The organism is Paenarthrobacter sp. TAF1, from assembly GCF_052113825.1.
GTDB lineage: Bacteria > Actinomycetota > Actinomycetes > Actinomycetales > Micrococcaceae > Arthrobacter > Arthrobacter nicotinovorans.
Genome location: NZ_JBFRDO010000002.1, coordinates 318,281 through 334,659, shown reverse-complemented (window position 1 = coordinate 334,659; position 16,379 = coordinate 318,281). Strand labels below are relative to the sequence as shown.

At 55.1% G+C, this 16,379-nt stretch carries 12 protein-coding genes; 7 read left to right on the top strand and 5 right to left on the bottom strand.

Annotated elements, in window-relative coordinates:
* Window positions 1–384 precede the first annotated feature (384 nt).
* Complete coding sequence (locus tag AB4Y81_RS03655; RefSeq protein ID WP_441995319.1) at window positions 385–1,821, bottom strand: sugar transferase; 1,437 nt, start codon at window positions 1,819–1,821, stop codon at window positions 385–387.
* 455 nt (window positions 1,822–2,276) lie between these two features.
* Between AB4Y81_RS03655 and AB4Y81_RS03650 the strand changes: the two genes are divergently transcribed.
* From AB4Y81_RS03650 to AB4Y81_RS03620, 7 genes are all read left to right on the top strand, one after another.
* Complete coding sequence (locus AB4Y81_RS03650; RefSeq protein ID WP_441995317.1) at window positions 2,277–3,386, top strand: glycosyltransferase; 1,110 nt, start codon at window positions 2,277–2,279, stop codon at window positions 3,384–3,386.
* A gap of 564 nt (window positions 3,387–3,950) precedes the next feature.
* Complete coding sequence (locus AB4Y81_RS03645; RefSeq protein WP_441995315.1) at window positions 3,951–5,084, top strand: glycosyltransferase; 1,134 nt, start codon at window positions 3,951–3,953, stop codon at window positions 5,082–5,084.
* Window position 5,085: 1 nt separating this feature from the next.
* Window positions 5,086–6,138: a glycosyltransferase family 4 protein gene (locus tag AB4Y81_RS03640; protein ID WP_441995313.1), complete on the top strand. Its 1,053-nt coding sequence runs from the start codon at window positions 5,086–5,088 to the stop codon at window positions 6,136–6,138.
* A 20-nt stretch (window positions 6,139–6,158) separates the two neighbouring features.
* Complete coding sequence (locus tag AB4Y81_RS03635; RefSeq protein WP_441995311.1) at window positions 6,159–6,689, top strand: acyltransferase; 531 nt, start codon at window positions 6,159–6,161, stop codon at window positions 6,687–6,689.
* A gap of 38 nt (window positions 6,690–6,727) precedes the next feature.
* Window positions 6,728–7,822 carry a polysaccharide pyruvyl transferase family protein gene (locus tag AB4Y81_RS03630; protein ID WP_441995309.1) on the top strand — a complete coding sequence of 365 codons (1,095 nt, stop codon included), beginning with the start codon at window positions 6,728–6,730 and terminating at the stop codon, window positions 7,820–7,822.
* A 2-nt stretch (window positions 7,823–7,824) separates the two neighbouring features.
* Window positions 7,825–9,069 (top strand): Coenzyme F420 hydrogenase/dehydrogenase, beta subunit C-terminal domain, encoded by a 1,245-nt coding sequence (locus tag AB4Y81_RS03625; RefSeq protein WP_441995307.1) that lies wholly within the window; start codon window positions 7,825–7,827, stop codon window positions 9,067–9,069.
* Between the two features lie 198 nt (window positions 9,070–9,267).
* On the top strand, window positions 9,268–10,320 hold the full coding sequence (locus AB4Y81_RS03620; protein WP_441995305.1) for a hypothetical protein: 1,053 nt from the start codon (window positions 9,268–9,270) through the stop codon (window positions 10,318–10,320).
* A gap of 421 nt (window positions 10,321–10,741) precedes the next feature.
* Here the strand turns inward: AB4Y81_RS03620 and AB4Y81_RS03615 are convergent, their stop codons facing one another.
* From AB4Y81_RS03615 to AB4Y81_RS03600, 4 genes are all read right to left on the bottom strand, one after another.
* Window positions 10,742–12,022 (bottom strand): O-antigen ligase family protein, encoded by a 1,281-nt coding sequence (locus AB4Y81_RS03615; protein ID WP_441995303.1) that lies wholly within the window; start codon window positions 12,020–12,022, stop codon window positions 10,742–10,744.
* 126 nt (window positions 12,023–12,148) lie between these two features.
* Window positions 12,149–13,042: a glycosyltransferase family 2 protein gene (locus tag AB4Y81_RS03610; RefSeq protein WP_441995301.1), complete on the bottom strand. Its 894-nt coding sequence runs from the start codon at window positions 13,040–13,042 to the stop codon at window positions 12,149–12,151.
* 192 nt (window positions 13,043–13,234) lie between these two features.
* Window positions 13,235–14,737, bottom strand: coding sequence for a polysaccharide biosynthesis tyrosine autokinase (locus AB4Y81_RS03605; protein ID WP_441995299.1), 1,503 nt, complete (start codon window positions 14,735–14,737; stop codon window positions 13,235–13,237).
* Between the two features lie 225 nt (window positions 14,738–14,962).
* The gene (locus AB4Y81_RS03600; RefSeq protein ID WP_441995297.1) at window positions 14,963–16,378 is read right to left on the bottom strand and encodes a sugar nucleotide-binding protein; all 1,416 of its coding nucleotides are present in this window, start codon (window positions 16,376–16,378) and stop codon (window positions 14,963–14,965) included.
* Between the last annotated feature and the right edge of the window lies 1 nt (window position 16,379).

The window sequence follows — 16,379 nt, the reverse complement described above, 5'->3', positions numbered from 1 at the left end:
CTGCCGTTAGATTCGGACCAATCCATGGCAGCGCCGCCGCCGCCTTCCAAAGCGGGTCCTGAGACGCGTCACGGGCTGATCCGGTGTGCTGGACGAGAGTTTCAACAGTTGCCCTGGCGGCGTCCGCATCGTTTGCTGCCACCTGTGACTTAAGCATCGGAACAAGATTGGTGGCGGCTTCCAGCTCGGACTTAACCGTGGCGACCTTGCCGCCTAACCATAGGGCGGCGCCCAGGAGAACGACAGCGACCGCCGCTGACCACACGGCGGCAGTTATGAGACGCCGTCGGCCCCCATGACCTGAGCGTTTGGTTTTGGTGCGGGATTTAGGGGACCACATTTTGCCGCCACAACCTTTTTCACTATTAGGGTCAAATCTGTCGATCAGTATGCGCCTGTGCTCCGGAACACGGCTCTGACTGTTCGCAAGATGATTACAAGATCGCCAGCAAGCGACCAATTTTCGACGTAGTAAAGATCCAGCCGGACGGAGTCCTGCCACGAGAGATTAGAACGTCCGCTTACTTGCCACAACCCAGTCAGCCCGGGCTTGACAAGTAGACGCCGTCGAACGTCGTGCTCGTAAGCTTCGACTTCGCTAGGTAGTGGCGGACGTGGACCCACGAGGCTCATGGAGCCTCTGAGAATATTAAAGAGCTGAGGAAGCTCGTCTAGGCTGAACTTCCTCAGAACGCCTCCGACACGAGTGATTCTAGGGTCATTCTTGATTTTGAAAAGGAGCCCCTCGCCTTCATTCCGATCCTGGAGTTCAGCTAGCCGAGCTTCTGCATCAATGACCATTGAACGGAATTTGAGCATCTGGAATGGCCTGCCCTCCATGCCGACGCGATCCTGCTTGAAGAGCACAGGGCCCTTACTATCAACCTTGACCAATATAGCCAGTGCCAACATCAGCGGCATCGCCAAGAGGATCGCGAGAGCAGCCACGAAGATGTCAAACAGCCGCTTTGCTACGCGCTGACCTCCTTCTAACGTGGGAGTCGTAACATGAATCAAAGGTAAGCCGGCGACTTGTTGAGTGTGAATCCTAGGGCCAGCAATATCTGTTAGGGCCGGGGCCATGATCAGACCCACGTTGCGAGCGGCGAGTTCCCAGCCCAGATGGCGGATCGTCTGTGGATGGAGCTGCACTCCTGCCGAGACCGCAACCGCGTCAGCACCGCACTCGTCTATGGCGGCCAGCACGGAGATCGTGTCTGGGGCGCAGCCAAGAATGGGGAGACCGGATTCAGGTTCTACACGTGGGCTGTCTAGCGCTCCTGGTGTATATGCCGCTACTGGAAGATACCCGGCGTGCTTTGCACTGTGAAGGGATGCAGCAAGATGAGAGATGGCACTGGGGCCACCCAGAAGTAGAAGTCTCGACATACTCTTTCCCTTCTGCCGAGCAACATTGAGATGCTGACGCAGCAGCCACCTAGCAAGCAACAGACCCGCCAGCCCAACAGGGAGCGCGATTCCTACATATCCCCGGGCTGTTTCAATCCGAAGAACATAGGAGAAGATGGCGACAAGACCAAACAGCCATAAAGAGGCGGCGGCCACGCGCTTGTACTCGTCCGGGCCGGCGCCCAGTATGCGGCTTTGGCGACTGTTCCACGCGCCGAGCATGAGCCACCACGCGACCGCAAGAGCGATTGACAGCCACAGGTAGTTTGGCTCCTGCAACGACACGAATAGGTCCGGCTCAAGTCCGAAGCGGATTACGTACGCTCCGGAAACAGCCCAAATTATCACGAATGCGTCGACAAACCGGAGTAGCCGCGATGTTCGCGGTCGCCAATCAGTTCCGGTCCCCAATTACCATCCCCACGATATCTAAGTAGTCAACCCTTGGGCGATCCCCGTGCATAGGATACAGGCGCTTGGCTGCACGAGAGCAATGTTTCGTTGTTTGCTCATACTTACACCTCACGCGCGGCCGGCCGAAGCAGACGCGTATCCATCATGCCCCGTTGTGGAGGGACTGCGGAGCTCGATTATGCCAGAAACATCCAGTGGACTGTTGTGGGATGCTTGTCACGAACGCGTCGTTCGGCATGCACGAATCGTATGCTTATCTTGCTGACCCAGTGGGAGCTGCAACTTGGCGCCCTGGAGTCTCGGCTCGAGCGGGTCAAAACGTCTGAAACAACGAATGGCGAGAGGTGCAGCGTGTGTCCGCAGGTTCGGCGGCAGACATTTGGAGACTCAACTGCACTCGGAAATAATGGGGAAAAGTGGAAAAACAGCCTACGCCATGGCAGGGCCCGTCTGTGGCCATTATTGGGACTCGTGGCTATCCCAGCTACTACGGTGGTTTCGAAACAGCCGTCCGCAAAATCGCTCCCTTCTTGGCAGAGAACGGATGGGATGTCACCGTCTACGGACGGAAAAATGTGAATGATGACGATGCTTCCCGGGACAGTCGTGTCCACAGCATTAGGACATTTGGAATTGAAAATAAGTCCCTAAGCACGCTCAGCTTCGGCTTGACCTCGTGCTTACACGCCATGTGGCGGCGTCCGGACGTGGCGCTGGTCATGAACGTAGCCAACGGCTTCTGGCTTCCCCTTTTGGCGATGCGCGGAATCCCCACCGTGGTCAACGTGGACGGTATTGAGTGGGAGCGCGCCAAATGGGGCCGCCTTGCTAAAAGCATGTTCTTGCTGGGTGCTAAAATGACCGCCAGGTTCGGAACAGCCCTTGTCGCTGACTCCAAGGAGATCTCGCGGCGTTGGCAACAAGACTTTGCACGTTCGAGCGTTTTCATACCCTATGGTGGGGAACCGGCGACATCAGAATCTTTGGTCGGCGAATTTCCTGTCCGGCGGTATGTACTTGCTGTCGCAAGATTCGTCCCAGAAAACACCATTCCAGAGTTTCTCGAAGCTGCACGTGAGCTCGCTGCAGATTACGACGTAGTAATTGTCGGCTCCTCTGGCTATGGCGGACCCATGGAGGAGGCCGTGCAGCGTCTGGTGGATGAACATCCGAAAGTTCATTGGCTGGGACATATTTCTGACGATCAGAGGCTCTTAGCACTATGGAAAGAATGTGGGGCATACTTCCACGGACACAGTGTCGGAGGAACCAATCCCGCTTTGGTTCAGGCTATGGCCAATGGGGCCCCGACAGTTGCCCGCGATACCGTTTATAACCGCGAGGTTTTGGGAACGGCAGGGATCTTTTGTTCACCAACCCCGGAATCTATTGCCGCCGCCGTGCGTCGTGTGATGGATTCCCATGATCTACAGCAAAATCTGTCGGATGCTGCACTACGCCGGGTCCAGGAAGGCTACAACTGGGCGGCCGTCTGCCGAAGCTATGAGGAAACTCTCCGCTCTAGGATCAAGGCCAAGGTCAAGGCGACGGTGCGTCGTTGAGTGCGTTCAGCTTCACGGGACTTGAGTGGACGGCTAGTATCCGGGCCTCTGCTCAAATGTATCTCCGATTAGTCCAAAAGCTCCTCCGGGGCATCCCTCGGAGTCCATGGTTAAGGCAGCCAGACGGACATTTGTTCGATGGCAGAGGTGCCCGCCTAGAAAACCCTCAATTCATATCGAATGCCAGCCGTCTTGTCGTCGAAGACCTTGCTGCGCTTCAAAACCTGGCAAGCCGCAGCCTGAACTTCGGGATCGGTAGTTCCATTGGACGTGGTCCGCAAATTCGACGGTTCAGGTACAACGGTGGGGTGGTAGGCCTTGGTTTAAGGGTGAGCGATCGCTCAAACTTTGATAGAGGCTGCTTCATCGGACGTGCGGGTGAAATTCGCCTTGGAAATGATGTAAAGCTCGGGCCGGATGTTCGCCTCTTATCCGAAAGCCATGAGATCCATGATCGTTTTCACACGGCAGTGGCTCCGTGATGGCTGCGGGTAGTGTGGTCGTGCGAGAGGTTCCCGCCAACTCTGTCGTAGCTGGCGTTCCTTCAAGGATTCTGAGGTCGCGATGAAGTCTTATGTGGGCACAAATGAACCGTCCGTCGTCTTTTTGCACTCATCAAATGAAATGTATGGAGCGGACAAGATCCTTCTGGACGTTCTGCAGTCGTTGCCAGCCAGCGCAAGAAAGCGTACCGAGGTCTGGTTGCCCGATGACATACCATCATCAGATAGGCAACTGAGTGGTCGCCTGCAAGAACTCGGCGTTTCAAACCGGGTTGCCGCTCTTCCAGTACTTCGACGCCGATACCTGACCGTACGTGGTGCATTCCCTCTCATTTCAAGAGTCTGGAGGACGTACCGGGATTTGAAGAGAGCTAAGCCGGACGTTGCGTATTGCACAACATCGGCAATGGTTTTCTGCTTGCCCATAGCAAAACTAGCCAGAGTAAAACGCGTCGTCCTTCATCTGCAGGAGATATGGGCTCCCCGGGAGGCAACTGTTCTAGGGTTAGCAGCCGAATTTGCGGATAAGATTGTCTGCATATCTCGTGCGGCTCGAGAGTCGCTCCCTAAGCGACTACACCAGCGGTCTAGACTTCTCCTTAACGCGCACCGTCCTTCGGCGTCACCACTAGTCCCCTTGGAGACACTGCGTGGACCGCTCAGGTTTCTGATTGCAAGTCGGTGGAACGGCTGGAAGGGTCATTTCTCCCTTCTCAGCGCCTGGAACCAAGATACGTGCCCCGGCGAACTTATCATCTTGGGAGGGCCACCATCCATGGGGACCGGCGTGGACGTTGAGGCGCTTGTACGTAACCTAAGGCACTCTTCATCAGTATCTGTCATCGGTGAAGTCAATGACATAGCGGGATACATCGACCAAGCCGACTTTCTGGTCCTCCCATCCGACCGGCCAGAGCCTTTCGGCCTAGTGCTTGTGGAAGCTTTCGCTCGAGGCAGACCTGTGATCGCAAGCCGTGCGGGAGGTGTCGTTGACATCGTTAGAGATGGCCATAACGGCCTGCTGTTTGAAATGGGCGACGAGCTCGAACTGCGGCGGTTGCTGAATAACGTCGACCGAGCCTCCGCCGCGGCCCTTGGTAATCAGGCCAAGTTGGACTTTGAGGACAAATTCTCCATAGAGTCTTTTGAGCTGCGACTTCGAGAGCTTTGGCCCGAGATTGTTGAGGAAAGATAAGTTGGTCAAGGTCCCTCAAGCTAATATTGTTTACTGGTACGGCATTGATGAGATGCCCCTGGATGGTGGCGGACTGCGGGCCATCGCGTGGTATAAGGCCCTTACGGCACTTGGGTTTGAAACAACAATCCATCCTCTGAGATCCGTTGGATCGGGAGTGGAAAATATAGGGACATTAAGGCGCCTCAAGAAACGTCTAATTCCGATGCCCATTGAGCAGCGACTGAATGTGCTGCCTGCCGCCGATTTGAACGTGGTAACTGTTCCTTCAGTTTTTGGGGCAGCAAAAAACTCTCTACCACCGGAAACATTGATATTTGACTGGATGGACCTATGGAGCGTCAACGCGCTGACCATGGGAAAGTCCACTCTCTTATCAACGCCAGGTGGCCTCCTGCAAAGCCTTTACTGGTCCTTCAGACAACGTACTTTAGCCACGTACCCCCTAACAAATACCTTTGCAGGCTTCAGTGATAAATCAGCGGTGGGTTTGCAGGACGAGAGTCAGGGCTTTTGGTTGCCGACCCCAATAACTGCGACCCCAATCAGGCGGAGATCTTCTCACGGTGAGAAGCTGCGAGTAGGCTTTATAGGAAACTTCCAATACGCGCCGAATGTTGTTTCTTTGCGCAAATTCTTTTCGGAGTTTGAGTCGCAGATTGCTTCTCGCCCGGTTGAGATAGTGGTAGCCGGATTCGGATCAGAGATAGTCCGAGATTGGAATGTTCCAGCAAGCGTAATGGGGCGTGTAGATTCATTGCCAGAATTCTATGGAAGTATTGATGCTGCCATCGTGCCAATCGATCACGGCGGAGGAATCAAGGCGAAGGCTGTGGAAGCGATGGCTCATGGCATTCCGTTGTTCGGCACTCCGCACGTAGTGTCAGGATTCGACCCGGAATGGGCGGACTATATCGCGCCGGTCGACCGGCTTTTTGATATGCCAGCAAAGCTTCCTCCGAGCCCAGCACGAACCCGATTTGATCGTCAGTTCAGCCAAGATGCCTTCACCAATGTAATAAAACGGATGCTTATAGATTCTGGCAAGCTTTAGAATTAGCAAGGGGACAGACAATGCGTTTGTATCTTCAGGGATTTAAGTTATGGATAGGTTTTCTTGTGGGACGCGTTCCCATTCACGTCTTTAGACTTGCCATGTACCGGATTATTTTTGGTATGGAGATCGGACCCCACACATCGGTTCACTGGCGACTTGCTTTTTTTGCCCCTCGGGGGATCGCGATTGGAGCCAACTCCATTGTGGGCAATGACTGTTTTTTGGATGGCCGTCTGCAATTGAAAATCGGGGACAACGTCAACATCGGTGGGCATGTCCAAATATTCACAGTAGGCCATGATCCTCAGAGCCGAACATTCGGGACAAAGGGGGGCCCTGTCTATATCGGCGATAGGGCTTACGTAGCGACCAGGGCCACGATTCTACCGTCGGTGACAGTGGGGGAAGGGGCGGTGGTTGCAGCCGGTGCAGTGGTAACCAAGGATGTAGCCCCATATACCATTGTTGCTGGAGTTCCTGCGGTCGTAATTGGAGAAAGAACACGCGAATTAGGCTACGAACTTGATTTCCACATGCCGTTTCAGTAGCACGTGGTCCATGACACGAGACAAGTAGAAAGCGGAAAATGGGCGCAAGGGTATTAGTTTTATGGGCAGACGGTGCTTCCAGCAATCTCGGCGTCCGGGTCTTGGGTGACGGTGCGGCTGCCTTGGCTCGACAGGCCTGGGGCGAGGATGCAATCGTAGACTTCCAGAGCTTTGAGTTCGGTCCGCTTGGAACGCAACTTTCGGGAAAAATTGTCCTTCGGGGTCTCCTGACGGGCAGCGCGACTTTACGAAGCCGCATGAACGCATACGACGTTGTAATCGACACGGGAGCTGGAGACAGTTTTACCGATATCTACGGTATAAAACGCTTGGCCATTATGGTTTACACGCGGCGGGTGGCTAAGAAGGCAGGCATACCAGTAGTACTCGCGCCCCAAACCATAGGGCCGTTTAGGTCTTTCTTTGGACAAGTGGCCGCGAAGCGCACCTTAAGGGATGCACAGACCGTCATGGCACGGGACAGCACGAGTGCAAATTTTGCTGCAGGGCTTGGTCGGAAAGTCGATTGCCTAGCCACGGATGTGGTATTTTCCTTGCCGGATGTCGCCACGTCGAGCGTGCCCGCCAGTGACGTAGTGCTGAATGTATCGGGCCTTTTGTGGGGTACGGATGCGCACGGCTCTCGTGCGGCATACCAGGAGCTAACTCGCGAACTAATTCGACGATGTTTAGCTGCCAACCGTCGCGTGACTCTTCTGGCCCACGTACTAGACAATGCCTCGGCAGACAACGACATGCGCGCCATACAACCACTGATGGATGAATTTGGCGAGGAACTGGAGGCCTTCATTCCAACAGGCTTAGATGAGGCCCGCGCATTTATCGCAAAGTCAAACATCGTGATTGGTGCCCGCATGCATGCCTGTTTGAATGCCCTCTCGCTCGGAAAGCCGGCGATTCCGTTGGCCTACTCTAGGAAGTTCGCGCCGCTGCTGGCAGACATTGGTTGGCCTTACACCATCGATCTCAACGCTGATGAGGGGATAGCTAACAGCGTTATGGCGTTGCTTGAAACCGAAGGGCTTGCGGCCGAAGCTCTCAACGTGCGAACACGAGCCGAGTCTCTGCTCGCCGTGGCGGCGACCCACCTAGCAGACCAGGTCAAGGTTTGAAGATGACTGCCAGTCAAAAAGAATTCGACGAGATTGTCAAAGCAGTCGTCAGGAACGGGAACTGTTCCGGCTGTGGCGCCTGTGCGTTGATCGACAAAGGAACTGTCATGAAGCTCGATGAGGCGGGTTTTAATCGTCCACGCAGACAGTTGCCCATTCGACCGTCAGGTAAGTGTGCGGTTTCAGAGCTGAAGCAATCATGTCCCGGGCTGATTGTGGAGCGCCCTGGTCTTGAGGGGTCTGAACCTAGCAGGCAGTTTGAACCCACTTTGGGGCATGCAGTGTCCAGCTGGCAGGCGTGGGCTGCCGATGATGAGACTCGCTTTAGGGGCAGCAGTGGTGGGGTGTTGACTGCCTTGGCCGCATGGATGATTGAAACAGGGAAAGCGTCACAGCTCATTGGTGCATCTGTCGATAGAGCAACCCCGGAACGGAGCGCGGATGTTCAACTCCACGCCGGAGACAATTTCTTGCAACTTTCAGGGTCTCGGTATGCGCCCGTTTCCATTGCCAGCAGACAGGAAGCGCTGTCATCAGCATCTGTTGTAGTGGGAAAGCCGTGCGAAGCGGCCGCGCTGCGCAAGGTGATGGACGTTCGTGGGCAGGAAGAACGACCCCTCCTGCTGTCGTTCTTTTGCGCTGGGGTGCCCAGCCAGCTCGCCACCGAGCGACTGCTTCGTGAATTGGGCATCCCAGGTGGTGCGAGCATTCGGACGCTGAGGTATCGAGGTCACGGGTGGCCAGGCGAGTTCTTCGTTGAGACGAACGAAGGACAGACTTTCGCTACTTCGTATGACGAGTCATGGGGAAAGACTCTGGGGCCTTCGATGCAGTGGCGGTGCAAGATCTGTCCTGACGGTGTCGGCGAGAGCGCCGATATCGTGGCAGGCGATTTCTGGAAGACAGACGCAAAGGGCTACCCGGAGTTTACTGACAGTAGTGGGGTAAGCGCGCTCATCGCCAGGACCAGAAGAGGCCATGAAGTCATTATGTCCGCAATCGCGGCCGGCGTTATTGTTGCCGAGCCGTTGGTGCTAAGTCAGATTAGTGCCGTCCAGCCTCTTCAGGTCGACAGGCGTGCCACATTGTGGGGCAGGGTGACAGGACGCAGGATTGCTGGCTGGTCAGTTCCGGAATTTCGGGGCTTCAGACTTCGACGCCTAGCTATGCAGGACCTTGTTAAGACGGTGCGCTACCTCTATGGCTCCTTCCGCAGATCCTGGATGGAAAAGCGCCGTGAGCAATAGTTTGTCAGTCATCTCATCCCTTGGACGTCGCGGGTGAGGGCCTTCGTTCATTTAGCCGGGAATGTGGCGCCCGTTCTTGCCGGTCTGATTACGGCCCCGCTAACGGCCCGTAGCTTGGGCCCGGGGGCGCGAGGCGAACTGGCGATTATCCTTCTGGTTTCCGTCTTTATAAGTCTAGTGGGGGCTCTAGGTCTTGGCTTGCTTGCGCGACAAGAGGTTGCAGAAAACCCGGGGACGATGCATGAATGGAGCCGGCGCGGCCGAAAAATCTCGGGCATCTCCATTGCGATATCACTGACGCTCGGTCTCACACTGGGGTTTGGCCTTGGATTGCAATCAGAAGAACTCCTTGCTACTGCCGCTCTATTCACTGTCTCGGGGATGAGCGCAAGTAGGAGCATTGATGCAAACATTCTCATTGTCGCGGGCTGCACGCGGCAATACGGGATGGCTAATCTTGCTGCCTCGGCTACGGTCTGTTTGGGAATAGTTGCGGCATTTGCCGCTGGGATTCTTAGCTTATGGTTGGTAATTGCCTTGAATGCAGCCTCTTTGATTTCACAAATGATCTTGATTGTTCGATCTCGAAGGCGTCTCCTTAAATCGACACTGGCTCAACCGTCGCAATACGTGCGGTTTGTTTCATTGATCGGGCGAGCGTGGCGGGCATGGCGTTCCCAGGTTGTGGAAGCGTTGGCGATCAAGGCGGATAGCATTCTTATAATCAGCCAAGCAAGTGTCCATATCGTAGGTTTGTACGCTGTAATGGCCCTAGTTCCGCAAATTTCGTATCAGATCTTTCAAACCGTCATACAACACTCCTACGCGTCAGCACCATTGATGCGTTTGCGCGAACGTACCAGACTCCTATGGCAGGTCTGCGTCCTGATGAGCATACCTTTGGCCGGGGTGGCGGCTGTGGGCGCGATATTGCTAGTACCTATGCTCTTTGGCCCAGCCTTTAGCGAATCCTTGAACTGGTTGGTTCCCGCATGTTTGGTTGCCATAGCGCTTGCGAGCCTGGCTCCCGCCCTCCAGCATTTTGCCCTTTCGAACAGAGATTCTTGGTTTCCTTTTGTATTGCTGGGTTGTGTATTGGTTGCAGTCGCGTGTGGGTTGTTCTTCAATAGCGCTGTCTCTTTGACCATAATGGCATCACTATTTTTCGGAACTGGTAGCCTATACGTTTTTCTTGCGGCCGGTCCAAAGATGTTTGCTTTTTCCTGGACTGCAATTCGTCGAATTCTCTAGGCTGTGGCTCATTCTGCAGTTCCCCAAGTGAGCTCAAGGTGACCAGCTCCTTTATGGGAATGATACCGAGTCCTTCTTGCGATTCTCGCTGGGGGATTCAACTGTGCACTAATCCCTGTTATGCGGAATACTTGGCATAGTAACGCTCCCTTTGTGACTACAGTGGGCGGCGACGACGGCGGGCGACCAAGCTTGACGTTCGCTAGTCTGGCTCTTTATAGGAGCGCAGTCCCATCGAGGCATCAGGAGGAGCATGCCTGCGGAAATGCTAAGAAATAGGTCTGGAAGAAGGTTGCTTCGCGCTGTGGAGGGCCTTGGTCAATGGGGCCAATGAGCTACATGTACACGACCCAGACTTCAGCTACCGAGGAAGCAGCGGCCAGGGTCTCTATTCGTCAAAGCAAGAAGGCTCGGATCGGAGCTATCTCCTTTGATCTTGGAGTCGTTGCTCGGCGTCTGAAGCTGGAGGATTTTTCACGTCCTTCAGCCCGAAGGCTAGCCCGATGAGCAGCCACCACAAGGAACCCAGTCCCGTCCAGGAGTGCAGAGCTAGATATAATCCGGACGCCGTTGCGAGAAATGCTGCCTGTCCAAAACTTGACGCTATCCGCCGCGGACGTAGCAACGCGAAGGTAGTGGTTACGAAAGCTGCCAGTCCTAGCCACCCGAAATCGAACATAGCCAATGCCAGCTCGGAGTCAACAGTCTTTGACACATCCAGCGACCCAAAGAGGCTTGTCGCAAAGTACGTTCCTTCTGGCAGGCCGGAAATCCCCCATCCGAGTGGTCGTTCGATCAGAGATCTGGCCGCAAAAGTGTAAAGGGCTGTACGGTATTCAGCGCTGGCATCGACTGCGGAGGAGCTGTCTAGCTGTTCCGAGCCGCTCCCCAACAAGAGTCCAAGGAACGCCAACGCCGCGATAACCGCGGCCAAAATTTTCAAGATCTTTGTTAGACCGGACTTGAGCAAGCCCATTCTATCGGCGATGGCTACCACAACCCATATCCCCAATAGGACCAGAGCGCCCCGGCTGTTTGTGCAGATGATCCCCGCAACGATGCTTATGTACGCCATGAAGCAGAGCCAGCGTGGATGGATGGCCTTAGATACGAAGGGCAGGGCACAGATGAGTAGCACTGAGAGAACCAGAGGATGCTCTGCGAAGACAATACTTCTGACGGTCCCATCCCGGACCAAGCGACCAGCATTCTCGTATGTGCCTGCGACGATGAAACTACCGCTGAGCCGCTCAACTACTGCGAGCAGACTCATGAAGAGCGTCACGATTACGTAGATTCGAGCAACCAGAGGGCCCTTGCCAGACCGGGAGAAAATGAAGCCGGATAGACCTGCCAAGGGAAACAAAAGAGTGTAACGGAAGAGCGACTCACTCGAGGACTCATCGGTAATCGAGAGACCCAGAAGATTTAGAGAAACGCTTGCAACGATAAGTAAAGCGGATAAGAACTTGGCGCGTCGACTCAGGTCAACGCGCCCCTCAAAGATCAGTGCGAGGAGCCCTATCGTCAGGAAAGCAAGCAGTGCGACCCGCACAGGAACGATTGTCTGAGTGTATCTGGCGGAGTAGATCAAAGCGAAAGAAACAAGGACGCAGGTGGTAAACAACCAACCGCGAATCCACATGCAGAGCACACCGACAGCAGCAACACCTGCCAATACGTAGTTCAATGACTCACCCATAGAGTGACTCTCTCGTCATCATGGCTAACTGCCTTTTAGCCGACTCCGACGTAGGATGGCAGATTTTTATCTGGCCAGCACTTCGACGTATTGACTTTGTGGGGTCAGTAGCTAGGAGCTGCATTTCTAAGTCCCAGATCTCGAATGCGATCTGGACAGCTTCCCCTTCTTAAGGCTCGCAACGAGGGTCAGAGCTTCCTCCAGGGCGTCCCTGCTCTCCAGGGATTTGGCTCTAATGCTCATCTTGGGATGAAGAGCCATGAGAATGCTACGGAAACGAATTTCTGTCAAAACAATGGAACGTCGCAAGCTCCCCATATAGCGCATGGCCAGGATGGCTCTATTGCGGATTGCCAGCTTGCGGCTGGGCCCATTGGCTGTTTGCTCAACTACAGCATCGAGATTTACGAGTACAGGTATCCTGAGTTTCCGACACTTTAGGCCAAGGGCGACGTCCTCCATGTACATGAAGAACTCCTCCGGGATGCCGCCCACCTGGCGCCAGGTTGCTGTACTGACCACGAATGCAGCACCGTCTACCCATTCGACGCGGTGAACGCCCGACTTGGACTGTGAAGTGTTGTGTCGGGGGTAGAAGAGTGGAAAGGTGAACGCTCCGCCGTTGGACCAGATTGACTCTTGTCCGTCAGTAGCCATAGTCACCAACTGAGGAGCTACGATGTGACCAGCTGGATAGGCTGAGGCCGTCTCTAGAAGAAGTTCAACCGCATTCCTGCGGAAGAGGGTTTCATGAGTGCATACTAAGACTTCTCGAATCGAGGAGTCCGCGGAGATTTGCCGCAACCCACGGTTCACGCCGCCAGCGTATCCGTGGTTTATACCATCGTCAATTATCGTTGCTTTAAGGTCTAGTGAACTTCGCGCAAGGGACGATGAATTGTCGACGACGAAGAGGTTGTGAGGGTCAAAGAACTGGCTCAAGTTGTTGATTGTAAGGTTCAGGGTGTCATGACTGTTGTAGTGCACCACTAAGGCGGCGACATCTGACCGCTTGTTCACTTTGATCCAATCCCTCGTTCGGCTCGGTAATTAGGCCATGGTTGTATCGAGTCTATGCTCTATCTGGCGCACGTTCGGCAGCGTTGAACTACCTTGACTTGTAAGTGACGTGCTTTACTCAAAGGCTTTTGCGCCGATAATCCGTGAGGGGTTTGTGTCGGCTCAGACAATGAAGGATGTCACTGTATTCGTCTAGGGCTGATTTAGGCGATCGAGTGAGACCATTCGAGATCGCGGCCTCATCGAGGTCTCGTCGCTAAGAGTGAGCCCGCGCGCCGACTCCGACTTGGTTTTCTCGTGCGAAGCCGGCTGCCAGTCGGCTTGTGCCGAGCCTTTTGTATGCAAGTCGTCATGACTGTAGTAGGCGTATGAATAGGAGTCGGCGCCCTTCGATGGCAGTCGGTTGAGGACTATTCCTAAGAGATTTGATCCGACAAGGGACAACGCCCCTAGCGACTTTTCCAAGTCTTGAGTCCGTAGTTTTTGTGCTCCCACCACTACAACCACCCCGCCCACGTGCTGCGACAGGACCGCCGCATCAGTCACGGGGAGAAGGGGCGGAGCATCAATGACAACGGAGTCAAAGGTGTCCTCCAGGCGGCTTATAAGGTGTTTCATTTCCGCTGAGCCCAGCAGTTCGCTTGGGTTTGGGGGAATCTGACCAGATGCAAGCACGAAGAGGCTCTCGGTGCCCCATGGCTGGAGAAGGTCGTCGACGCTAGCGGCTCCGACTAAGGCTGTCGTGAGTCCCGCGTTGCGGTCCAGTCCCAAATATTCGTTCACCATTGGACGACGAAGGTCCGCGTCGACGAGGCACACTGTTTGGCCCGCCTGGGATAGTGCGATGGCTAGATTTGTCGCCGTGGTGCTTTTGCCCTCGCCGGCAAGGGAGGAAGTGACAAGAACGGTTTTCCCATGCCCGGCCACATTAGCGAACTGCAGGTTGGTGCGGAGTTGCCTGAAGGACTCTGCTCTCGGGCTTTGTGGGGCTGACTGCGTCAGCAGCGGTTTCTTTGAAGCATCTTGGTCGAACGCGATGCCTCCAAGCAGGGGCGCGTCGGTGACACGGCGTAAATCAGCCTCGCCCCGGATGCGATTGTCGAGGGTTGCACGAAGGACTGCGAGGCCGATGCCCAAGGCAAGTCCAGCGATTAATCCAATGAGCAGATTCATTCGAGTGTTTGGGGCAGAAGGAGCAGATGGCGCTGTGGCGGGTTTAATTATGGAAAGTCCGACGGGGGAAGTGCCCCCAGTTTTAGGCTTTTCCAATGAATCGACTGCTGAGATGAGGCTATTAGCTACAGCTTGTGCTATGGCTGCGGCCTGGACGGGAGATGTGTCGACTACAGAAATGTTAATAAGGACAGTATTGACCTCGGTACTGGCCTTGACCTTTAGGGCCAAATCCTCAGGCGTGATATCCAGACCGAGAGCATCTATCGCTGGCTGCAAAACAACGGGGGAGCCTACTGTCTTCACGTATGACTGCACGCGTGCTTGACTGAACGTGTTGCCTTGTTGGAGCTCCATCACTGATCCAGAGCTCTGTATTGCGACAAATAGCTGAGTATCCGAGGTATAGGTGGGTTTTGACAGAACCGATACTCCGGCACCACCTATGAGACCGACAAGTGCCGCTGCGACGATCAGTATCCAGTTGCGGCGCAGAAGGCGCAGGTACTCGCGTAGGTCCAAACCGGTTTTCCCCCGTATTATTTGTTCCAGTATGGCAACGTAGCTCGCCTAACGGCGGCTTAGGATGCGTGGTCGATGTTTATTGTACCTGCCGCTCGTTTCGACCTAGATTCGTCTCGTAACACCGAGGCCCGTGGCGTCGGAGCTAAGACCAACTCCACTCCGTACCACCTGTGCCTTGCGTGTGTGGTGTCTAAGCGACGACAGCACCTCTGCTGCGCCCGGTTAGGGCAACGGGGCGATGGCGGCCGCCAAGCGATCAGAAGCAAGTGGTGGTGCGAAGCCGGTGGCATTGATCTTTTGTAGATTCAGTGTGCTGTTAAGCGGTCTGGGTGCAGCGGGCTTGTCACAGAAGTATTCTTCCGTGCTCACCCCGCTGACATCGTCTCGCGAACCCCCGGCTAGCTCAAACACCTCGGCTGCGATGTCGGCCCACGACTGGCTCGGTCCCGAGCTGCTCAGATTGTAGGTCCCGTACTCGGCCCGCGAACTCAGTAGGTGCTGGATGGATCTGGCTATGTCCTCCGCGAATGTGAGCCGACCGACTTGGTCGTTGACGACGGCGGGCTTGACTCCCGCAGCAGCGAGCTTGGACATCGTGCGAACAAAGTTACTTCCCTCGCCAATAATCCAACTGGCGCGAACAATGTAGTGCTTGGGCACCACGCTCACGACGGCGTCGCCTGCGGCCTTTGTCTGCCCATAGACGCCCAGTGGTGAAAACTCCTCATCCTCGGTGTGCACATCTTTTGTGCCGTCGAAGACGTAGTCCGAAGACACATGCACCAGCGTCAGGTTGTGTTCCACTGCGAAGCGGGCCAGTTTGGCTACGCCTGAAACGTTGGTTTGCCAGGCTGCCCTGCGACCGTCAGGGGACTCAGCAGCATCCACTGCCGTGTAAGCGGCCGCATTTATGATGGTGTCGTACTGCTTCCAATTCCGGGAACGGAAGGCTTCGTCAGAGGTGAGGTCAAACTCTGACCTACCAGCAAACTCGACCTGTGCTTCGTCTTTGTAGACTTCGCGAAGAGCATTCCCAAGTTGTCCGTTTGCGCCGAGCACCAGAGTCCTGAGCGGTGTCATGGGAACAACCTCGGAGAGGCGAGGGTGTGCTTTGTCCTTATCCGAGAGCTCGGCCTGAGACAAAGGAACTGGCCATTCGATGGCTGCGGACTCATCCGCCAGATTCAGGAACGTATATTGCGCCTGTGCGTCGGCGCTCCAGTGGTCATTGACCAAATACGTGTAGGCCGTGTTGTCCTCGAGAGTCTGAAACGAGTTGCCAACTCCACGCGGTATATAGATGGCTTGGCTTGCGTCCAAAGTGGCCGTGAACACCGTTCCGAATGATGCGCCTTCGCGCAGATCGACCCAGGCGCCGAAAATTCTACCGCTAGCCACAGAAATGAACTTGTCCCACGGTTCGGCATGGATACCGCGGGTCGTTCCAGCCTTCTCATTGAAGGAGACATTGTTCTGAACGGGCTTGAAGTCAGGAAGGCCCAAGGCCAACATCTTTTCTCGCTGCCAGTTTTCCTTGAACCACCCCCGGTTGTCGCCGTGGACGGGGAGATCCAAGAGCAGAACGCCGGGAATGGGCGTTTCTGTCACCACCAGGTGTTTTGAGAACTCGATCGACATC

Bases quoted from the DNA above. Each gene is read 5' to 3' on its own strand.
- AB4Y81_RS03645 (WP_441995315.1), top strand. From the start codon at position 3,951: ATGAAGTCTTATGTGGGCACAAATGAACCGTCCGTCGTCTTTTTGCAC.
- AB4Y81_RS03635 (WP_441995311.1), top strand. From the start codon at position 6,159: ATGCGTTTGTATCTTCAGGGATTTAAGTTATGGATAGGTTTTCTTGTG.
- AB4Y81_RS03630 (WP_441995309.1), top strand. From the start codon at position 6,728: ATGGGCGCAAGGGTATTAGTTTTATGGGCAGACGGTGCTTCCAGCAAT.
- AB4Y81_RS03625 (WP_441995307.1), top strand. From the start codon at position 7,825: ATGACTGCCAGTCAAAAAGAATTCGACGAGATTGTCAAAGCAGTCGTC.
- AB4Y81_RS03615 (WP_441995303.1), bottom strand. From the start codon at position 12,022: ATGGGTGAGTCATTGAACTACGTATTGGCAGGTGTTGCTGCTGTCGGT.
- AB4Y81_RS03600 (WP_441995297.1), bottom strand. From the start codon at position 16,378: ATGTCGATCGAGTTCTCAAAACACCTGGTGGTGACAGAAACGCCCATT.